This is a genomic window from Yinghuangia sp. YIM S09857 (genome assembly GCF_051388915.1).
In the GTDB taxonomy this organism is placed as follows: Bacteria; Actinomycetota; Actinomycetes; order Streptomycetales; family Streptomycetaceae; genus Yinghuangia.
Genome location: NZ_JBPKBH010000019.1, coordinates 1,890 through 18,924 on the forward strand (window position 1 = coordinate 1,890; position 17,035 = coordinate 18,924).

The 17,035-nt window shown below is 67.8% G+C and carries 15 protein-coding genes; 4 read left to right on the plus strand and 11 right to left on the minus strand.

Annotated elements, in window-relative coordinates; all coding sequences use genetic code 11:
• Positions 1-48 precede the first annotated feature (48 nt).
• The 6 genes from ACRX5S_RS31050 to ACRX5S_RS31075 all read right to left on the minus strand — a co-directional run bounded on the left by ACRX5S_RS31050 (position 49) and on the right by ACRX5S_RS31075 (position 6,130).
• Positions 49-480: a hypothetical protein gene (locus ACRX5S_RS31050; RefSeq protein ID WP_436776485.1), complete on the minus strand. Its 432-nt coding sequence runs from the start codon at positions 478-480 to the stop codon at positions 49-51.
• A gap of 3 nt (positions 481-483) precedes the next feature.
• Positions 484-1,596: a DUF6192 family protein gene (locus tag ACRX5S_RS31055; protein WP_436776628.1), complete on the minus strand. Its 1,113-nt coding sequence runs from the start codon at positions 1,594-1,596 to the stop codon at positions 484-486.
• Between the two features lie 864 nt (positions 1,597-2,460).
• Entirely contained in the window at positions 2,461-3,774 is a 1,314-nt protein-coding gene (locus ACRX5S_RS31060; RefSeq protein WP_436776486.1) for a hypothetical protein, read from the minus strand.
• A gap of 124 nt (positions 3,775-3,898) precedes the next feature.
• On the minus strand, positions 3,899-4,612 hold the full coding sequence (locus ACRX5S_RS31065; protein WP_436776487.1) for a hypothetical protein: 714 nt from the start codon (positions 4,610-4,612) through the stop codon (positions 3,899-3,901).
• A 161-nt stretch (positions 4,613-4,773) separates the two neighbouring features.
• The gene (locus tag ACRX5S_RS31070) at positions 4,774-5,940 is read right to left on the minus strand and encodes an RNA polymerase sigma factor (RefSeq protein ID WP_436776488.1); all 1,167 of its coding nucleotides are present in this window, start codon (positions 5,938-5,940) and stop codon (positions 4,774-4,776) included.
• Positions 5,933-6,130 (minus strand): hypothetical protein, encoded by a 198-nt coding sequence (locus ACRX5S_RS31075; RefSeq protein ID WP_436776489.1) that lies wholly within the window; start codon positions 6,128-6,130, stop codon positions 5,933-5,935. The genes ACRX5S_RS31070 and ACRX5S_RS31075 overlap by 8 nt, the downstream gene beginning before the upstream one ends.
• Positions 6,131-6,459: 329 nt before the next feature.
• On the opposite strand from ACRX5S_RS31075, the gene ACRX5S_RS31080 reads away from it, so the two are divergent.
• Both ACRX5S_RS31080 and ACRX5S_RS31085 read left to right on the plus strand, forming a co-directional pair.
• The gene (locus tag ACRX5S_RS31080) at positions 6,460-7,335 is read left to right on the plus strand and encodes a recombinase family protein (protein WP_436776490.1); all 876 of its coding nucleotides are present in this window, start codon (positions 6,460-6,462) and stop codon (positions 7,333-7,335) included.
• Positions 7,336-7,573: 238 nt separating this feature from the next.
• Positions 7,574-9,454 (plus strand): UvrD-helicase domain-containing protein, encoded by a 1,881-nt coding sequence (locus ACRX5S_RS31085; protein ID WP_436776491.1) that lies wholly within the window; start codon positions 7,574-7,576, stop codon positions 9,452-9,454.
• Positions 9,455-9,562: 108 nt separating this feature from the next.
• Here the strand turns inward: ACRX5S_RS31085 and ACRX5S_RS31090 are convergent, their stop codons facing one another.
• Both ACRX5S_RS31090 and ACRX5S_RS31095 read right to left on the minus strand, forming a co-directional pair.
• Complete coding sequence (locus tag ACRX5S_RS31090) at positions 9,563-10,582, minus strand: hypothetical protein (RefSeq protein ID WP_436776492.1); 1,020 nt, start codon at positions 10,580-10,582, stop codon at positions 9,563-9,565.
• A gap of 549 nt (positions 10,583-11,131) precedes the next feature.
• Positions 11,132-12,127 carry a tetratricopeptide repeat protein gene (locus tag ACRX5S_RS31095; protein WP_436776493.1) on the minus strand — a complete coding sequence of 332 codons (996 nt, stop codon included), beginning with the start codon at positions 12,125-12,127 and terminating at the stop codon, positions 11,132-11,134.
• An 879-nt stretch (positions 12,128-13,006) separates the two neighbouring features.
• Here ACRX5S_RS31095 and ACRX5S_RS31100 point away from each other — a divergent pair.
• Complete coding sequence (locus ACRX5S_RS31100) at positions 13,007-13,609, plus strand: hypothetical protein (RefSeq protein ID WP_436776494.1); 603 nt, start codon at positions 13,007-13,009, stop codon at positions 13,607-13,609.
• Positions 13,610-13,772: 163 nt separating this feature from the next.
• Here ACRX5S_RS31100 and ACRX5S_RS31105 read toward each other — a convergent pair whose 3' ends face one another.
• The 3 genes from ACRX5S_RS31105 to ACRX5S_RS31115 form a co-directional block, all read right to left on the minus strand.
• On the minus strand, positions 13,773-13,940 hold the full coding sequence (locus ACRX5S_RS31105; protein ID WP_436776495.1) for a hypothetical protein: 168 nt from the start codon (positions 13,938-13,940) through the stop codon (positions 13,773-13,775).
• Between the two features lie 480 nt (positions 13,941-14,420).
• The gene (locus ACRX5S_RS31110; RefSeq protein WP_436776496.1) at positions 14,421-14,969 is read right to left on the minus strand and encodes an STAS-like domain-containing protein; all 549 of its coding nucleotides are present in this window, start codon (positions 14,967-14,969) and stop codon (positions 14,421-14,423) included.
• Between the two features lie 25 nt (positions 14,970-14,994).
• The gene (locus ACRX5S_RS31115) at positions 14,995-15,843 is read right to left on the minus strand and encodes a hypothetical protein (RefSeq protein ID WP_436776497.1); all 849 of its coding nucleotides are present in this window, start codon (positions 15,841-15,843) and stop codon (positions 14,995-14,997) included.
• Positions 15,844-15,966: 123 nt separating this feature from the next.
• On the opposite strand from ACRX5S_RS31115, the gene ACRX5S_RS31120 reads away from it, so the two are divergent.
• The gene (locus ACRX5S_RS31120; protein WP_436776498.1) at positions 15,967-16,968 is read left to right on the plus strand and encodes an SMODS domain-containing nucleotidyltransferase; all 1,002 of its coding nucleotides are present in this window, start codon (positions 15,967-15,969) and stop codon (positions 16,966-16,968) included.
• The last annotated feature ends 67 nt before the right edge of the window (positions 16,969-17,035 follow it).

Consider the following 17,035-nt stretch of genomic DNA (forward strand, 5'->3'; position numbering starts at 1 on the left):
CCGCAGCGCGGGCCACGCCCCCCTTTGTTCCTTCCTCGTGGGGAGGCTTCAGGCGGTCTTGCGGGTGCGTTCCAGCTGCCTGATGAGGTATTCGAAGCCCGACTCGACTCCGGTCAGCTGGCCGAGCATGAGCTTGACGTCCTCGTCGTCGGGCCGCAGCAGCGAGTGCGGGATCACGCAGCCGGTGACGATCCGCCGAATCGCCGTCATCTCCTTGCGAAAGGCCCGCAGTTCGTAGGCCACCCAGTCCTCGGGGTCTGAACTGAACCGATATCCGTTCATGCGGTCCCAAATCAATGGGGTGAGGCCGAGCTCGGCCGCAGTGTCGCGCAGATAGGCGATGCCTCGGCGTGCCTGGCTGCGGGACAACTCGGTCGCCATCGTCAGATGGGGCATGTGCAGGCCCGCCGGCCGCGCTTCCAGCAGCGCGACCCTCACGCGTTGGCCGCTCACGTTCGGCGGCAACGCGGGGCGCGCCATGGCCTACTCGCCCTGCAGGATGCGAGCGAGCGCGCCGTCCAGGTCGACCGCGCCGGTCTCCAGGACCGACTCCAGCCAATCCGCGGTGGCGCGGATGCGGGCGATGTTCGAGGCCACCACCGCGCGCTCGTCGTCGGTGAACTCGTGCCCACGCAGTGACGGGATGACCCGCCCGGCGCTGGTGACGAAGCCGACGCAGACGCCGATCAGGTCGATGAACTGCGCGGTCCGCTCGACCCGGTCCAGCGCCGGGAACCGCTCACGCAGGCCCTCGCCGAACTGCCGGGAGTTGTCGAACTGGGCGGTGTTGACCGCGCTGCGTGCGGCCGGGTCGCTCATCGCCCGCCGCGCGACCGCCGGCCTGCGCAGCAGCTCGGTCGCGGTCTCCGCGGCCGCGCCGGCGTCCTCGAACTGGACCTTGTTGACCACCTGCTTCGCAGCCGTGTCGCTCATCGCCTCGGCAGCGACCTCGGGGCGCCGCAGCAGGTCGGCGGCGACCTCGGCGGCGGCGCGACTGTCCTCGAACTGCACCGTGTTGACCATTCGCTTCGCGGCCGTGTCGCCCAGTGCCGCCGCGGCGACCTCCGGCCTGCGCAGCAGGTCCGCCGTCGCGAGGGCGGCGACAGTGTCGTCGCGGGCCAGGTCGCGGATCTTCTCCACCCGCTCCTGCCGCGACGTCGGGTGGTTCACGCGTCGGCCGACCACCCGCTTGGCCTCGTCCAGCCACCACCCCGTCCGGCCGGTCCGCTCGTTCACCGGCTCGTCCGCGACCGTCGCGAACCGCTCGGCCGCGTCCGGGATCGACGCCAGGACCTCGAACACCGAATACGACACCCCGGGCCGCCGCCGCTCCACCGGCCAGCGCGACGCCGTCCACCGGTAGCTCAGCACCGTGCTGGTCGCCAGCCCGAGTCCTTCGGCGAACATCCCGATCGCAGACTCGACCGTGTAGACCTGCTCTTCGCCTGCCGCGTGCTCGCCGCCCCACGTCCCCATCGGCTCGATCTCCAACGCCATGTCGCCCAGCTCCAGCTGCGACCGCGTGACCCGGTCGACCAGCTCGCGGCCGCGTCGCAGCAGCTCTTCGAAACGCTCCTTGCTGACGTGCCCCACCATCTCCGACACGGCAACCACCGCCTCCGCCGCGCCGGGGACGACCGATGCGGCCGATGCGAACCCGGCCGGCGCGAGCCAAGTGTCAAGCGACGCGCACGCCGGTCGGCAGGAGCACCGGCCAGGCGCGGGAGGCGAACTACCGCGCGCCACCCGCGCGTTCCCATCACCGACTGCCAGGCGTTCGCATCACCGTTACTGCAACACTCAAACGAACGGCACTATTCGGGCTATCCGGACGCAGCCGAGAGCGCTGCCAACCCCCTTCACCGAATCGTGACAACGCCGGCCACGTACCGACTGCGGTCGCGCGCCCTCAGCAATTAGCCTTCCGGCGCCGACACGCCCGTACCCGGCACCGGTCCGAGCAGTAGACCGCCCGCGTCGCACGCTCCACCCCGGCCGTCCACATCGCCCCGCACTCAGGGCACCGCACCCGCGCCTCGATACCCCTGACCAGCGCCGCGACCTTCGCCCGGCTCCGCCGCACCAGCCGCCACTGCGCCGACCGGCACTTCGACGAGCAATACACCTTCTCCGGCCGCGACTCCGGCCGAACCAACGCGCCGCAGAACGGACACAGCCTCTCCGGCCTCCGCTGCGGCAGGCGTACGACCTTGCCAACGCTCACCCGATCAGCGTAAAACCGCCCGGCAGTTCAAAGACGAGCACTTAAAAAAGGCCACGGTGCTGCTCAACCAAGCGACCGGTGTAGTACTCGGGTAGCCCGCCCGCCAACGGCACGGGCAGTCATGCCGGGCCGACACCGCCGCTGAAGATGACGCCGCTCGTTTGGGGCCCATCACACGTTCGTTAATGGCCCACGGATTCAGCGGGTGGCTAAACGACCTCGGCCGCCGCGCGGCGTCACCGGGGCTCGGCACCAGGTGACAGGCGGTGGGCGGCAAACAGGTCGGTGAAGAAGCGGGTCAGAAGGGTGTCGGCCTGGTGCGGGTCGCTCAGTTCTGTGGAGCTGAACCGGTAGACCGCGTAACCGCGCAGGGTCATCTCGCGGTCGGCGCGCACGGTCCTCTCGTAGTTCTGCGACGTCTCGTAGTGGTGGCGGCCGTCGACTTCCAGCCGAACGCGGTGGCCGTGAGGCAGGAGCAGGAGGAAGTCCATCCGTTGCTCCAGCAGGGCCTGCGCTCCGCGTTGCCACTTGGTCTTGTGGTCCCAGTGCGCCCAGACCTCAGGCAGCAGCGCGGGCAGCGTCCACACTCGCGGGCCGTGGATCCGGTGGTAGAGGCGGAACATGTGGCGTTGCGGGGAGACCTCGTCGGACGGCATGGATTCCAGGAGACGGCTGTAGAGGTCGGTTTTGGCGCGGTTCGGGTCGCCGATCCCGGTCTCGTCCTGCCACCACTGCTGCAGATCACGCCAGTTGAGGCCGCCGGGGCCGATCGGCCGGTCGTAGACGAGAACCTTGTCTCTGCCCTGGAGGACTTCGATGTCGTGGTCGACGACGTCGCGGAAGCGGATGTCCGGCTTGTCGTGTGTGGCGAAGATCAGGGTCTTGGGGCGGCGGGCTGCGGTGCCGGGGCCGCTGCGTATGAGTTGGAAGCTTGGGTAGCCGTCGCATTCGCCGGCCTGCTCCAGACGGAGCCCGGCCAGCACCAGCGGCACGTTCAGCGCCTCAACGACCCGGGCCTGCGCATCGGCGTCCGGGAGGGTGGAGGGGGCGACCATATCTTCGAGGAAGCGGCCGAACCGCGGTGCCTGGGCTTCGAACATGCCCAACTGCTCGAAGAGTTCCTCGGCAGTCCAGTCCCCACGGTTGCGGAACACGTGCCGACGCAGCAGCGCACGGCGACTTCTCGTCGACTCAACCCACGCGCTGAACGGATCGTGGATCGGATCGTCGTCCAGATGCCAGAAGCGTTCCAGCAGGTGCTCGAACCGTTCCGGGCGGCGGACGAACTCGTCGAGGTCGAGCACCTGGGCGACATCGCGCCTGGCCCGGCCCGGGAACGGGGTCACCGGGCCCATCGCCCAGACGGCGTCTTCGAGCGCGAACCTGTCCGGCACGCGCAGCACGACGCGCTCGTGGTCGAGAAAGCGCCGGGCGATCGGCAGGAGGTCGTCGTCCACGAGCGCTTCAAGACAGGCCTGCACGCGCTCGGCTTTGGTGCCCGACTCCTCGGCAGGCATCGGCAACCCGATCTCCACCGCGAGCGCGGTCATCTCACGGTGCGAGCCGTGCAACGCTCGCACCGCAGCGCTCACTGCCTTCCGCAGTCCCGGCTGGCCCGCCACGGATGAAGTCTCGCAGAGGCCTCGGACACCCGTGGTGTAGCGCAGTGGGGGACTATTGATCGTTCGACGCCGGGGGATGGAGCTTGTCCCAAGCTTTCAGCGCGGCCGCGCCGGCCTTGCGGGCGACGTCCAGTGCCTCGATGCCCACGACACCCAGGAGAAGAACGAGTTCGGGGGAAGCCAGGAAGGCCTGGATATAGAGGGCGAAGCCCAACGCCATAGCCAGATACTTCACTGCGGTACGCGCCTGGTCAGGAGCCAGCTCCGCGACAGCAGGGGTTAGTTCGGCGACCAGTTCCTCGGCTTGATCAACCTCGTCGCTTGTTGGCTCTTCTGGATCAGCCAGGCCTGCCACCGTCGGCTCATCGAGCGCTTCCAGCAACGAGCGTGCATCGGCGAGCACCGGGGGCGGCAGCGTTGGGGATTGGATGCGTTCCAGCAGTTCGAGGCCCGACAGCAGGGCTCGCTGTTGGTCTTGCCAGCGTGGGAGCGTCGAGAGTTGGGGCCACGTGGCTACCGAGCTGCTGGCGACCATTGCCAAGGGGGAAGCGAGGTGGGACGAGACTGCAACCGACAAGATCCCGCCCCGCATTTGCTCCATCTGGGTCGTCAGCCGCTCCAAGTTCGCAACGACTGCAGATGGTCGCAGCACCTGCGGGGGCAGCGCGGGCTGCATCGCCTTCTGCATCTTCTTGTACATCTCAAGCTGTTGTCGTACGAACCTCAGCGGATCGTCGTCGCCAAGGAAGCCGGTGATCGTAGCCATATCGCAACCGCCGAGTTTCGAGCAGTCAGCGACCTGGCCGCCGACGCGCGGAGTGTCTCGTGACTCAATCGTCAATCTCGCGGGTGGTTCTCGCACGCGGAAAGCCAGCCTATGTTTCATGAGTGGTCATCCGGGCGCCCTCGGCCGGAGCCGCGCAGTCCTTACGGTGCGCGGGAATCGGATTCGACACATGGAAATTTACCCAGCCTGGGCATGGCTTCCCCTTGACCGGCGGCGAGTCGCGCCGGACTCACTCGACAACCGCAACGCCGGTGCCGCATCGAGCGAAGTCCGCGGCACGGCAACGGCGTTGGGATCCCCGCATCTGACGAGCTAGCACTGCCCTTTGGGGACGGCGGCGGTGCAGGGACCGTCGTCACCGGCATCGGCTGGAAGCCAGACGCTGAAGTCGGAGAGAGCGGCAGGACGGGAACCGGTGCTACCGGAGGGTGGACAGACCAGACAGGGGCACACCCCGGCTCCGCCGGGAAGATGACGGCTGCCACCATGCCCGCCGCCGTGCGAAGGACGACATCCCAGGCCCCGACCTTGAGGAGCTGCGACCTGGTCGCGGGGGGGATCGCCTGCTCCCACTCTCCGGCGGAGTAGCACGCCACCCAAACCGTCCTGGACGTCGTGCATGTCTTGGCCGCGCGGGGGGTCACCTGTGCGAAGGCGATGGTGGAACCGACCTGGACGGCCACCGGATCGCGGCACACGTTCGGTGCGACACCAACGGGAGGTTCCACCAACTCCCGCTCCACGATCGGGGCGGCGGGGCGGCTCCGGGGGTCCCCGGCCGGGGCCATGAGGATCGCGACGGCAACGAGGCACATCAGTGCCGCTGTAAGGAGAGCCCGGCCCTCCATGACGTGGTAGGTCACCCAGCCAGGGCTCTTGCCATGCTCGGCCGCGATCTCGCGGTGCGTGCGCCCGTCCATGTCAGCGTCGACCAGCAGCCGCCGTCGGAGCGGGGGCAGCCGCCTTAGGGCTCGCTCGACATCGACACGCACCACAACCTCGTCGCTGTACGTGGTGCTCGTTGAGGGAGGAGAGCAGGCGGCCGGGTCCTCCACGGGCTCCGCGCTCTTGCGCCGCGCCTCTTGGCGAACACAGTTGCGGATGCACCTGTAGGCGTACGCAGTGAAGTCTTCGACGTCGTCCTGCGCCAAGGTGCTGGCCCAAGCCGACTGCACGACGTCTTCGGGGGAGAGATGGTGCGGCCCGATGCCGGCGTCGCGCATCAGCTTCGCGGCCAGGCCGATCATGCGGGGATACTCCGCAGCGTACGCCGCAGCTGGGTCGCCCCGGTCGTACTCCTCATCCACTTCGGCGCCCCCGCCTCTTGCCGCGCTTGGCCGCAGCCGCCTCCTTCACCATCTTCTCGGGCGTCGGTCCCTGGCCCGCCCTGCGCAGTTCCGCCCTCGCACGGATCACCTCGGCGCGCGCCTTCGCCTGCAAGTACGCCGCCACTGCGGGCAGCACCACTGCCAGCGCCCAGACCACTATCAGTTCCACGGCCGTGCCTCCTCGTCTTCGGCCGTGGGAACACCCGTCCCGGGGTCGGCCGTCATCAACGCCGATGCACCACCCGCCCTCCTGCTCAGGAATTGTGACCCAGATCACTCATCTAGTTGGGGCGATTGGCACTACACGTACGGCATACGGACAGTGCTGATGTGGATCCTGGCCGCACCCGACGAGCGGGGCACCGACCGGGCACCGGTGTTTCATGTGTGGTCCCCGTTGCAACACCCGCAGTCTGGGACGTCCGCCCAGGTCACCGTGTTGCATGGGTCGTTTCCTTCTCCTTGATGAGTGGAACGCATTCCTGAAACAATTCCGGCGTGACAACCGAACCGCACCGGCTCGTCGAAGCGCACTCCTGCCCGATGTCCACCTGCCGGGCCCCGGCCGGCTCCCCGTGCCGGACCACTGCGGGCAAGGTCGCGCTCAAGTACCACACCGCGCGCTTCCAGCTCGTCCCGGCGCTGCGCGCCGAACTCCACGTCGCCACCCCGGCCGTACGCCACCCCGGATCAGCGTGGGCCGCGCTGCCCGCCGCATCGCCCGCGGCCGTGCCCGTACCGATGGAGGTCCGCCTCGGCTACGCCCGCGTCTCGACCCGCACCCAGGAGATCCAGTCGCAGCTCGACGCCCTCGAAGCCGCCGGGGTGCACCGCCTGTTCTCCGAACGCGTCAGCACCCGCGTCCGCGAACGGCCGGAGATGAAGGCGACCCTGGCCGCCGCCCGCGAGTATCGAGCCCTCGGGGCGAGGGTCACCCTGGTCGTGCACGAGATGAAGCGACTCGGCCGCGGCGCACTGGAACTGCTGAAGGTCGCCGAGGAACTGCGTGACGCGGAGATCGAGCTGGAGTTTCTGACCGGCCCGCTGGCCGGCCGGCACGACCCGGCCGGACACGGCGCCGCCCTGTTCGCCTTCTTCGCCGCCATGGCCGAGTCCGAACGCGACTACATCCGAGACAAGACCCTCGAAGGCCAGGAGACCGCCCGCGCCAAGGGCAAGGTGATCGGCGGCGTCAAAGTCTCCGACGGCGACATGCTCGCCACCGCGGTGCGCCTGCGCGACGAAGAGAGCCTCTCCCTTCGCGAGATCGCCGCCCGACTGGTCATCCGCACGGGCAAGAAACGCGGTGAACACCCGTCCGCCGCAACCGTCATGCGCATGCTCCGCGAACACGACGCACAGGCCGCACGCTGAGTGTCAACTCATGTGACACCAAACTGCAGTCTCTGGTCCGTTCCTACTCGACCCCCGAGAAGCACACGCGCAGGATCACGGCCGGGGTCGGCCCGTCGGGCACCCGTTGGTGATCTTGCTCAAAAAACGACCGATTCCGAACGCCCGCGCCGTACAACCCAAACTGACGAACAGTCAGCGATGACGGCCCCTTTCCTGCGTATTCGGGTGCCACCCCTACTACATGAAACTGTGGGCGATGGGCAGCCCCGTGCTGCCGGCGGACTTCGTGCTCCTGGACGAGGCCCAGGACACCAATCCAGTCTTGGAGGAGGTGTTCCTGGCCCAGGACGCGCAGCGCGTGTGCGTGGGTGACCCCGCCCAGCAGATCTACGGCTGGCGCAACGCGCGGGACGTGATGACCGGCTTCCCGGCCGAACACCTGCGCCTGACCCAGTCGTTCCGGTTCGGTCCGGGGATCGCCGAGGTGGCCAACCGCTGGCTGCGGCACGCCGACTCGGAAATGCAGATCACCGGCCGCGGCCCCGCCTCCCGCATCGGCGCGTCCCCGCAGCCCGACGCCGTGCTGTGCCGGGGCAACGCGGACGCCATGCAGGAGGTCTTCACGCTCCTGGACGAAGGCGTGCCGGTGGCACTGGCCGGCGGCGGCGCCGCACTGCAGCGCATCGCGCAGGCCGCCAAGGAACTCAAGGCCGGCAAGCAGACCAGCCACCCGGAGCTGTTCTTGTTCCGGACCTGGGCCGAAGTCCAGGACTACGTGGAGCACGACACGGCGGGCCAGGACCTGAGGGCCATCGTGAAACTCGTCGACGAACACGGCCCCGACCAGATCATGCACGCCGTGGACCGGCTGTGCGGCGAGGCCACGGCAAAGGTCGTCGTCTCCACCGCGCACAAGGCCAAGGGCCGCGAGTGGGACCAAGTCCGCATCGGCGACGGCTTCGAGGCCCCGTCCGTGGACGACGAAGGCCGGCAGCGCGGACTCAACCCGGCCGAGGCCCGGCTCATCTACGTCGCCGTCACCCGCGCCCGCACCGTGTTGGACCCGACCGGCGTCGCCTGGATCGACGGCTACGAGGCCGCGATGACGCGAGCGGGCCAGGACGGAACCGCGGCCGGACACCCGATGATCGAACTGAGCCTGACCAGCCAACTCAAGTACGACTCCTCGCCCGTGTCACAGTTCATGGCCTCAACGCTCCCGCGCAGCGCCCGCCTGATCGCGGACTACCAGTCCCGCATCACCGGGCTCCCGCACCCCATCCAGCCGATCGACGTCCGATACCCGGACTGGTCGGCGCTCGGCCACGCCATCGACTACCGGCTGCGTCTGGGCCTCGGCAGCCGCCTTGGTCCGGCCGTTGCCCTCGGCGTCATGGCCGTGAGGGGTGCCGCGCCGTTCCAGGGCGCACCGCCCCTGGCGACCAGGAAGGCGCTGCACACGGCAGGCACCCGGCTCCTTGCCGCCATCCACGGCTACCTCGACAGTCCCGGTCACCTGGACGAAGACGCAGTCATCCGGCTCTGCTTCGTCGCTGCGTACTTCGAAGACATTGCCCGCAGCGGTGCCCTGCGCCGCTTCAGCCTGCTCGCCAAGGCCACCCCCGACACCCAGTTGGAAGACCTCACCGCCGCCGTGCCCGGGTACGTCCTCGACGACATCGCGGCCCAGATGCGGCTCGCCGACGCCCCGTTCCGGCCGTTCCGCGGCCTGCCGCCTCAGGCCAGGGTGTGCGGGCCGGTGTTCGCCGGAAGCGGCGACCTCGGCGGCGCCGACGCCGACTTCATCCTCGACGGCCTGCTGCTCGACTGCAAAGCCACCAAAGATCCCCGGCGGTTGGGCCGCGAGGAGATCTACCAGCTCGCCGGCTACCTGCTGTTGGACTACGACGACCAGTACCGGATCGACCGGGTGGGCTTGTACCTGTCCCGCCAAGGCGGCCTGATCACCTGGGACGTACCGGAGTTCCTGCACCGCCTCGGGGCCGCCGCCCCGCTCCCCGCGCTGCGCGTGGGCTTGCGCGGACACCTTCGCGGCGCAGTGCAAACGCCCAGCCGGAGCCGCCACATCCCACGGCAGACCGACGCAGGCGTGTCGGACACAATCCGCAGAGAGTGACCCGGCGTAACGCCCACAGGCGTCCGCGATCTCAGCCGTGCGGCGCCTCAAAGGGAGTGGTCCTGCTCTATCGCCGAATGTTCTGCTCCCCGTCACAGCCGCGCCCTCCTACGGCTCGTCGAGCATGCGGCCGTGGATGGCACCAAGGATTGGGTCGACCCCGAATCGGATGTGCTTCTTGAGTTGTCCGTCGGGCGAGACGTCGAACGGGGCTTCACCTGGGTGGTAGGTGGCCAAGAGATTGACCGCGAGCGCGATGTTGGTCCCGTCCGGGGTGTGCCCAGACCGCATGCGAAGTGAGCCTCGAACGAAGCTGAGGAGCGCGTCCTTGGCATGCGGCCGAGCCCAGAGTGCGCGCGCCGCCGCTGCAACAACCGCTGGAGAGAGAGTCTTCTGCTGGTCGTATAGCGTATGGCACGCGGTACACAGCACGGTGATGTTGGTGATCTGGTGGAATTCCAGCTTCACGAGGTCGGCCTGCCAATGCCCGGGCCAGCCTTGGTCGATGACGCGCTTGACGGTGGTCGGTGCGTCGACGAGGTGCGCATATTCGAGGGGCATCCAGTCGGGTCGGCGGAGGCCGGACGCCGCAGCGCGCGTCCGCGCTTCGCGGTGGAATTCAACGATGTCGGTGAGCAACCGACATTCGGCAGAGCCCCTCAACGCATGCGATTCAGGGTCGATCCAGACCATGGCACAGCCCTCGACCGACAGCGCCTTCATGAGGGTCAGTGTCGGGCCGGGCAAGTCCGGGGGCCGGCCTTCGGGCGGCGTCACGCTGGCTCGGACCAGGAGTTCGCTGTTCGCCGGGACCGAACACACGGCGCTGCCCAAGTCTGTGGCCTGCGGTGAGCGGCGCCCAGGGGCGTTCTGCAGGATGCGGACCGCCCGGATCGTGGCGCGGGGAAAGAGGGACTGCGCGGCCTCGCGGTCCACCCGGCCGTCGCGGATTAGTCTCTCGACGGCGAAGGGGCCTGCGGCGTCGGCGGTGGTGAGTGCGGTGCCGTCCGCGCGTCGCCCGAACGCGAACACCCGCACGGCGGTTTTGTCTCCGTTGTCGGCGGGCTGGGTGTGTACGGTGACGACTGCGCCAGGTGAGACCGTTGATGAATCAACGTCGCGGGTCATGGCTGCCTCCTGTTTGGAGCGAGGCTGCGGGGCCAGGTGGCTGGCGTCGATCTCGGCTGCCGTCAAGCAGCACCAGGATGTGTGCGCCGTATGCCTCAAGAAGGCGGATGGCCCGGTCCGGACCACCTGGCCAGAACGGGAGCACGAGCAATGCGGGCGCGAGTGCGACAGTGACCAGCGCCGTGAGAGGCACGAACAAGACTAGGACCAGTACGCGTTGGCCCAGGCGCGGGATCGGCAAGGACGGCATGGCGATTACCGATCAGTGCGGGCGCAGTCGGGACCGCTACGCGAGCGGCCTGTTCCCGTGTTGGGCGGATACATCAGCACCTTCGTAGGTGTGGGCGCCCGCGAGGGCGCGTACCGGGCCGGCGCGCCGTGATCCGTGAGAGGGAATCCGGGTGTCCGGTCGATTCGTGAGCGCGATAAACCCATCAGGGCTGTGTCGACCAGAAGGGCGCCTGGCGCTTCAGCGTGACTTCACCATCTCGGCTGTGCGCCCTGGCTTTCGCGCGACGCGGTCTGCGGCGGGACCGCCGACGCGTACGCTCAATGGTCCGCGTGGCCAACCTCCGTCTCTCCCTTCCCGGGCACGTATCGAGGATCCGCCAGCAGATCGATGTCGGTCAGCGGTGCGAGCTGGGTGGAGGCCCGAAACGAACCGATGGAGACGCCGTGGGAGATCATGCGGGTCGTTTGCAGAACTCGGAGGCGATCCTCAGCGAACTGCCTAGCTGCCTCTGCCTCGCGATACAGGCGGAACGCGTCCGCAGGGGCTCCGCTTTCCTCACGCAGCGATGCAAGCAGACTCAGCGCGCTCAGGTCCCCGGCATCTGCTGCGGCGCGCGCCAAGCGTTCCGCGCCATCTAGGTCGCCAGCTTCGGACCGAAGACGGGCGAGTCGGCGGAGCGCGTCCGTGTCCCCCACGTCAGCCGCAGCAAGGTAGAGGCGCTCGGCGTCTGCGAAGTCGCCAGCCGTCGTGCGGAGCGACGCCAACTCTCGTAGCGCATCGGCGACGGGCTCCGCAGGGGCCGGGCGGTGCACGGCGTACCAGTCGAGAAACGCCGCCGTGTCGCCGCCGAAGTCGCGGCCGATGGCGTCGAAGAGCGCGCGGTGATCGTGCCCGGCCGCGTACCTTCCGGCGACAGTCTCACCGCACCCGCAGCCGCATGCCTGGAGCGGGTCGTCGAAGTAGGCGACCGGATTTCGGCTGCCCGTCGGCACAGGATCCGGTCCGCCGACCAACTGCGCGGCGACTGGGTGCTCGGCTGGCAGAGGGTCTCCCGCGAAGGCCCGCCGTCCATCGCGCTCGGCCCACCCGGTAATCCTGATGGTCTGGAGGATCCTGCCTCCGCCGACGACGACCGCAAAGCGTTCACGTTCGGCCTTGGGGCCAACTGCCCACCAGGCGCGCGCGGCCAGGGTCGTCTGCCGTTCGGACATGCCCTGGTCCCAGCCGATGAACTCACGGCCCTCGGTGAACGGATGGGGTTCTTCATCGCCGACGACGTAGCGGCGACCGGCAGCAAGTCGGACACGGAGCACTAACAGGTCTCCTTCGCGGAGGCAGGGCTCGCTGGGAGTGGATCCAGAAGGACAGTGTCACATAACTATCTATAGAGTCCAGCAAGTTATCGACTTTGAGCACATGATCTCCCTTGAAAGGCATATCCTCGGATCGAGCTTGCTTCACACAAACCTGCCTGACATGACTCCGAGTTCGAGGAGCATCTGGATGACGTCCCAACTCCTGGCGCTCGGCGCTGCTGCACTGATTGCCGTCTGCCTACGTCGTTCCGGCGCGCGGAGCAGGCGGCTACGGCTTGTCCGGGCACTTCGCGAGTTGATCACACTGCGCATGGTGCTACGCGGCGCCCGGCCGTCTCAGCGAGGCAAACTGCTCGCTGCTTATCGCGCCTGGTGCGACGAGCAGACTCCCGCAGCGCCACCGACGGAGAAGAGCGTCCGACCCGGTGCGACACGCAGGTGACGGCATCCGCGTCACGAGGACGGCGCGGGAGGGAAGTTCACCCTTCCCAGCGCCGGGGTATGCCCGCGCCATCCCTGATGGCGATGCGCAGCAGCGCCACAGCGCGCCCGACCTGTGCGAGCAGGTCGACGTCCGCGCTGCTTTCGCCGGGCCTCTTCGCGCACGCTCCGGCGAAACTCCGCCCTGTCTAGCCGCTATACGCCAGCATGTTCGCGGGTGGAGGCAACTCTCCTGACTTGTCGCCTCATCGCGCCGTAGGCCACCGACGCTCGCCGTCCTCGGGCACGAACAGCAGTGGCAAGTAACTCCAGCCCCACGCCTGCCGACACTCGCGAGACCTGTCTTCGCGGCGCGTGGAGGCGGTGCCATACACGGACGCGCCGGGCGCGCCCCAGGAAACGGGATTGGTCGGCTATAGCATCTATTGTCCAGATATGGAAATTGCTGCGCTTGTCATCTCTGTGGTGGCATCGGCGTTCAGTGGATGGTCGTTGATCCATGTCAAAACACAGGCCGACGCCGCGTTACGCCAGGCGACATCCGCCGAGCAGCAACTCGCGCTCGCGGAGACGGTTCGTAGGGAGCGGTCCGAGCCTTACGTGGTCGTCGACATCCGCCCTCGCACCGTCGGGTCGCAACTATTGTGCCTAACCGTGACGAACACCGGGCCGACGGTCGCACGGGATGTCGCCATCGAGGTCGACCCGCCGCTCCGTAGCAGCCTCGGGCCGGATACGGAGGCAGTTCTCGCCCGCGCCGTGAGGCGCAGGATTCCATCGCTGCCGCCCGGACAGCAACGGAGCTGGTCCATGGACACCGGGCCCAGGCTCGCGGGCCACCCCGATCTCCCGCGTGAATATACCTTCGTCGTGAACGCGACCGGGCCTTCCGGGCCGGTCGAACGCATGACTTACGTGGTGGATGTCGGTGTCATCGAGGAGACGGTCCTGAACCCTGAGACCGTAGAGGGGCAACTGAAGGCGCTCACAGCTCAGTTGAAAGAGTTGACGGAGGCCACCGCGAATGACCGTTCCTGACCGCCGCGACGCCGCGCTGCCCTCGAGCTCTGTGTGATCGCGTGCCCCCGACGGCCTTACGAGGAACCCGCGCGCAGCAATGCTGCTTCGAGGAGGTCACGGCGGCGATCACGCCGATTCCGGAAATTGATTGCATGCAAGAACCTCGCGGCGGCCGCGAAGATCACCCAGCAGACATGATCATGCGATGCCCGTGCTGCCGGACCGCGAGGGAAAGCGTGTGCCGGGCCTTGCCGATCGGCACACGCGAGCAGAGCATGACCAGGTCGGCGCCGTTCAACGCCCGGCGGGCCCGGTCCTCCAACTCCGACCGGTCCGTGGACCGGCCCACCCGGCAACGCCGGGCGTGTGGACGATCCGGCAGCTCTGCCAGTCGGTCGGATCGAGGTCCGTCGTCCAGTCGGAAGCGCCCCACGGGGAGATGGAACCGCTGTTGCCGTGGCTCATCGCCTCACGAAGGCTGCCCTTGCCGGCCCCGGTACGCCCGAAGAGCACGATGGCGACGGCACCGAGATCGTCGCGCCGACTGCCAGCGATTTCGTCGAGCTGCCCAGCGACCTGCTCCGCCACCGCCGCAGCAGTGATGCGGCCACGTTCGTGGGGGCGTACGTAGCGCCCGCGGTATTTCCATGGGATGCCCCCGGGCAACCGAGATGATTGCGCCCGGCATCAGGACTGGCAGGGACTTTCGGCGTTGCGGAGATCGCGCAGGATTGCGGCCCGTGGCCGGATCAACAGTGCCATGCCAGTTCAGCGTGCGCGCAGCCAAAGGTTACCGTTCCTTTGGCGTCCGCGCCCCAGCAGCGCGTCATTACGTCAAGGTGTAGAGAAACTCCTTGCCGCCTCGCTCTGGGCCGGGTGCGCGCTCACGGCTCAGAGCTCCCGCTTGCACCAGGCGTTTGAGCCTGTTGTTCGCGTTGGTGACGGAGATGCCGAGCGCGTCGGCTAGTTCCTGAGCACGGAAGGCACGCAGCTGGCGCGCTTGGAAGTAGGTGTCGGGCATGACGTTGGTGTCGCCAAGCAACGTGTGGTCTTCACCTTGCACGGCAAACTGCTTACGCCGTTCCAGGCAAACAGCGACGGACTCGCGGGTCTCCTCGTTCAACCCGATCAGCCGGACGCCACCTGCGTGCACGTCGCCCGCCGCGAGGGACACGTAGAGCTTGCCGAGGAACTCGTCCACGAAACTGTGGGTCATGGCCTCAGTACCGGCGAAGTCGATCTCCAGCACGTCCGCTGGGCTAGCAGATCTGAGCAGCGTCTCGAGCTCGCCGCGCTTCTGTGCTCCCGCAGCGCGGGTGGAGAGAAACGTACCTGGTTCGCTGACAGGGAAGGTGAGCACGCCCATATTCGCCTTCATTGAACGCATTGAAGCATAGCCGAGGTCACCCGGGGAACGACACTCTCAGCCAGGCCCACGTGCCCGTCACCCAGTCAGGGGTGCGCTGGTAGGCAGTGAAGGCGTGCTCCCGGTATTGGCTGGCCATCACCGCGCCGTTGCCACTGCGCAAGATCAGGCTCGTGATCGCCGTTTCCTTCGAACCGCGCAAAACATCGGGGAGGCCGTTGCCCCGGTCCTCGCCCGTACCGCTGACGCGGGGGCTCAGCGCGCGCTCCAGCGCCTGAACAGTGTCAGCCAGGTCGGAGTGTTGTGGATTGCTGCGAAGGTGATCCAGCACTCCCACTCCGGTGTCGCAGACGGACACCTCCAGCCGCCGCCGGCCAGTGGTCTTTCCGCTGTACGCCTGCGCGGCGATGAAGGCGCCCAGAGCACTCGCCCCGTGGCTCACCGCGTTGTCGATGAGCTCGCCGAGGCCAGTGAATGCCTGCCTGCCGAAGCGTCTGCCGAGATGGGTGGTGGCGACGAAGCCGATCCGCTGATTCACCTCACCGACCGCTGCCGCGGACAAGCGGGTCACCTCCAGGAGGTTGGCGGAATGATCGTTCCGCACCTCCAGCGGCAGGGCGCCCTCGGCGTGGGCTCTCTCTGGCAGATGCTTCAACAGGTCCATGCGCTGCAGGTACGAGGCCACGCCCCGACGCTCGGGCAAGAGGATGACGACGTCCTCTCCGCCCGCCGCGTGCGTGTGCGTCAGGGCAGCCACGGCGGCGAGGTCCAGGGGGCTTGCGAACTCCAGAAGGCGCGCGTCGATGACCAGTTCGGGGTGTGAGCGGTCCTGCAGGTGCAGGTTGCCACGCAGCAAGGGGTGACGGCCAGTCAGTGCGAGCAGCACAACACAGCAGCATGCCAGGTTGGCGACCGCGATCTCACCCGTTCGGTCGTGTCGCGGCTGCTTGCGGTGCCCCCGTGCTACGGTTTCACGAACTTCAATGAAGATGATGTACGGGATGGTCCAGTGGAGCTCACCGCCTGCTTCAACACGCTGCTCATCGACACGGTCAACCTGAGCCGGTTCAAGCTTGAGCTGCTCGACGACCGGGTGGGCAGCATCTATCGGGCTCTGAAGGAGGATGAGGAGATCGGGCACCTCGTCCTCGGCAAGATCCCTCAGGGCTCGTGGGCGCAGCGGACCATCATCGACCCCGTCGGCGACAACGAGTTCGACGCCGATTTCCTCCTCGTCCTGGAGGAGAACCCGGACTGGCACGGCAGTCCGAAGACCTACATCGACAAGGTGTACGCGGCCCTGCACCGGCACAGCCGCTACGCAAACATGCCGCATTCGCGCAAGTGCCGTTGCGTGCGCCTGGTGTACAAGAACCTGATGCACGTGGACATCGTCCCGTACGTGCAACTCAGCGACGGCCGCGGTGTCATCGTCAACCGGGACGACAACGAGTGGGAAGCGACGGACCCCGACGGCTTCACGGCCTGGATGCGCAAGCAGGACGGCATCACCGGCGGGAACCTGCGCAAGGTCATCCGGCTGCTGAAGTACCTACGCGACCACAAGAACTCGTTCACCGGGACCCGTTCGATCATTCTGACGACCCTGCTGGGCAACCAGGTCAACGAGGCACGGGCGTTGGCCGATCCGGGCTACTACTCCAACGTGCCCACGACCTTGTTGCACTTGATTCAGGACCTCAACACCTACCTTCAGGCGAACCCCACAAAGCCGCCGCTCGCCGACCCCTCCGGATCGGGTGTCACGTTCGACCACCGCTGGACCCAAGACACCTATGCCTACTTCCGCGAGCGGATCCGCGTGCATACGAGCGAGATCGAAGCCGCCTACTGCCACACGGACAAGAAGACCAGCATCGAGCTGTGGCAGCGCCTGTTCGGCACCGGATTCAAGGAGCCCGAGACGCCGCAGAGCAGCGCGAAGTTCCCCGCCGCTGTCTCGTCTGTCGCCGCTGTGACGACGACGGGACGGTCGGGGCGAGCTGGATGAGCAAGCGCGAGTCCACGCGGCCTGGGGGGGGGGGGGGGGGGGGGGGGGAGGGGGGGGGGGGGGGGGG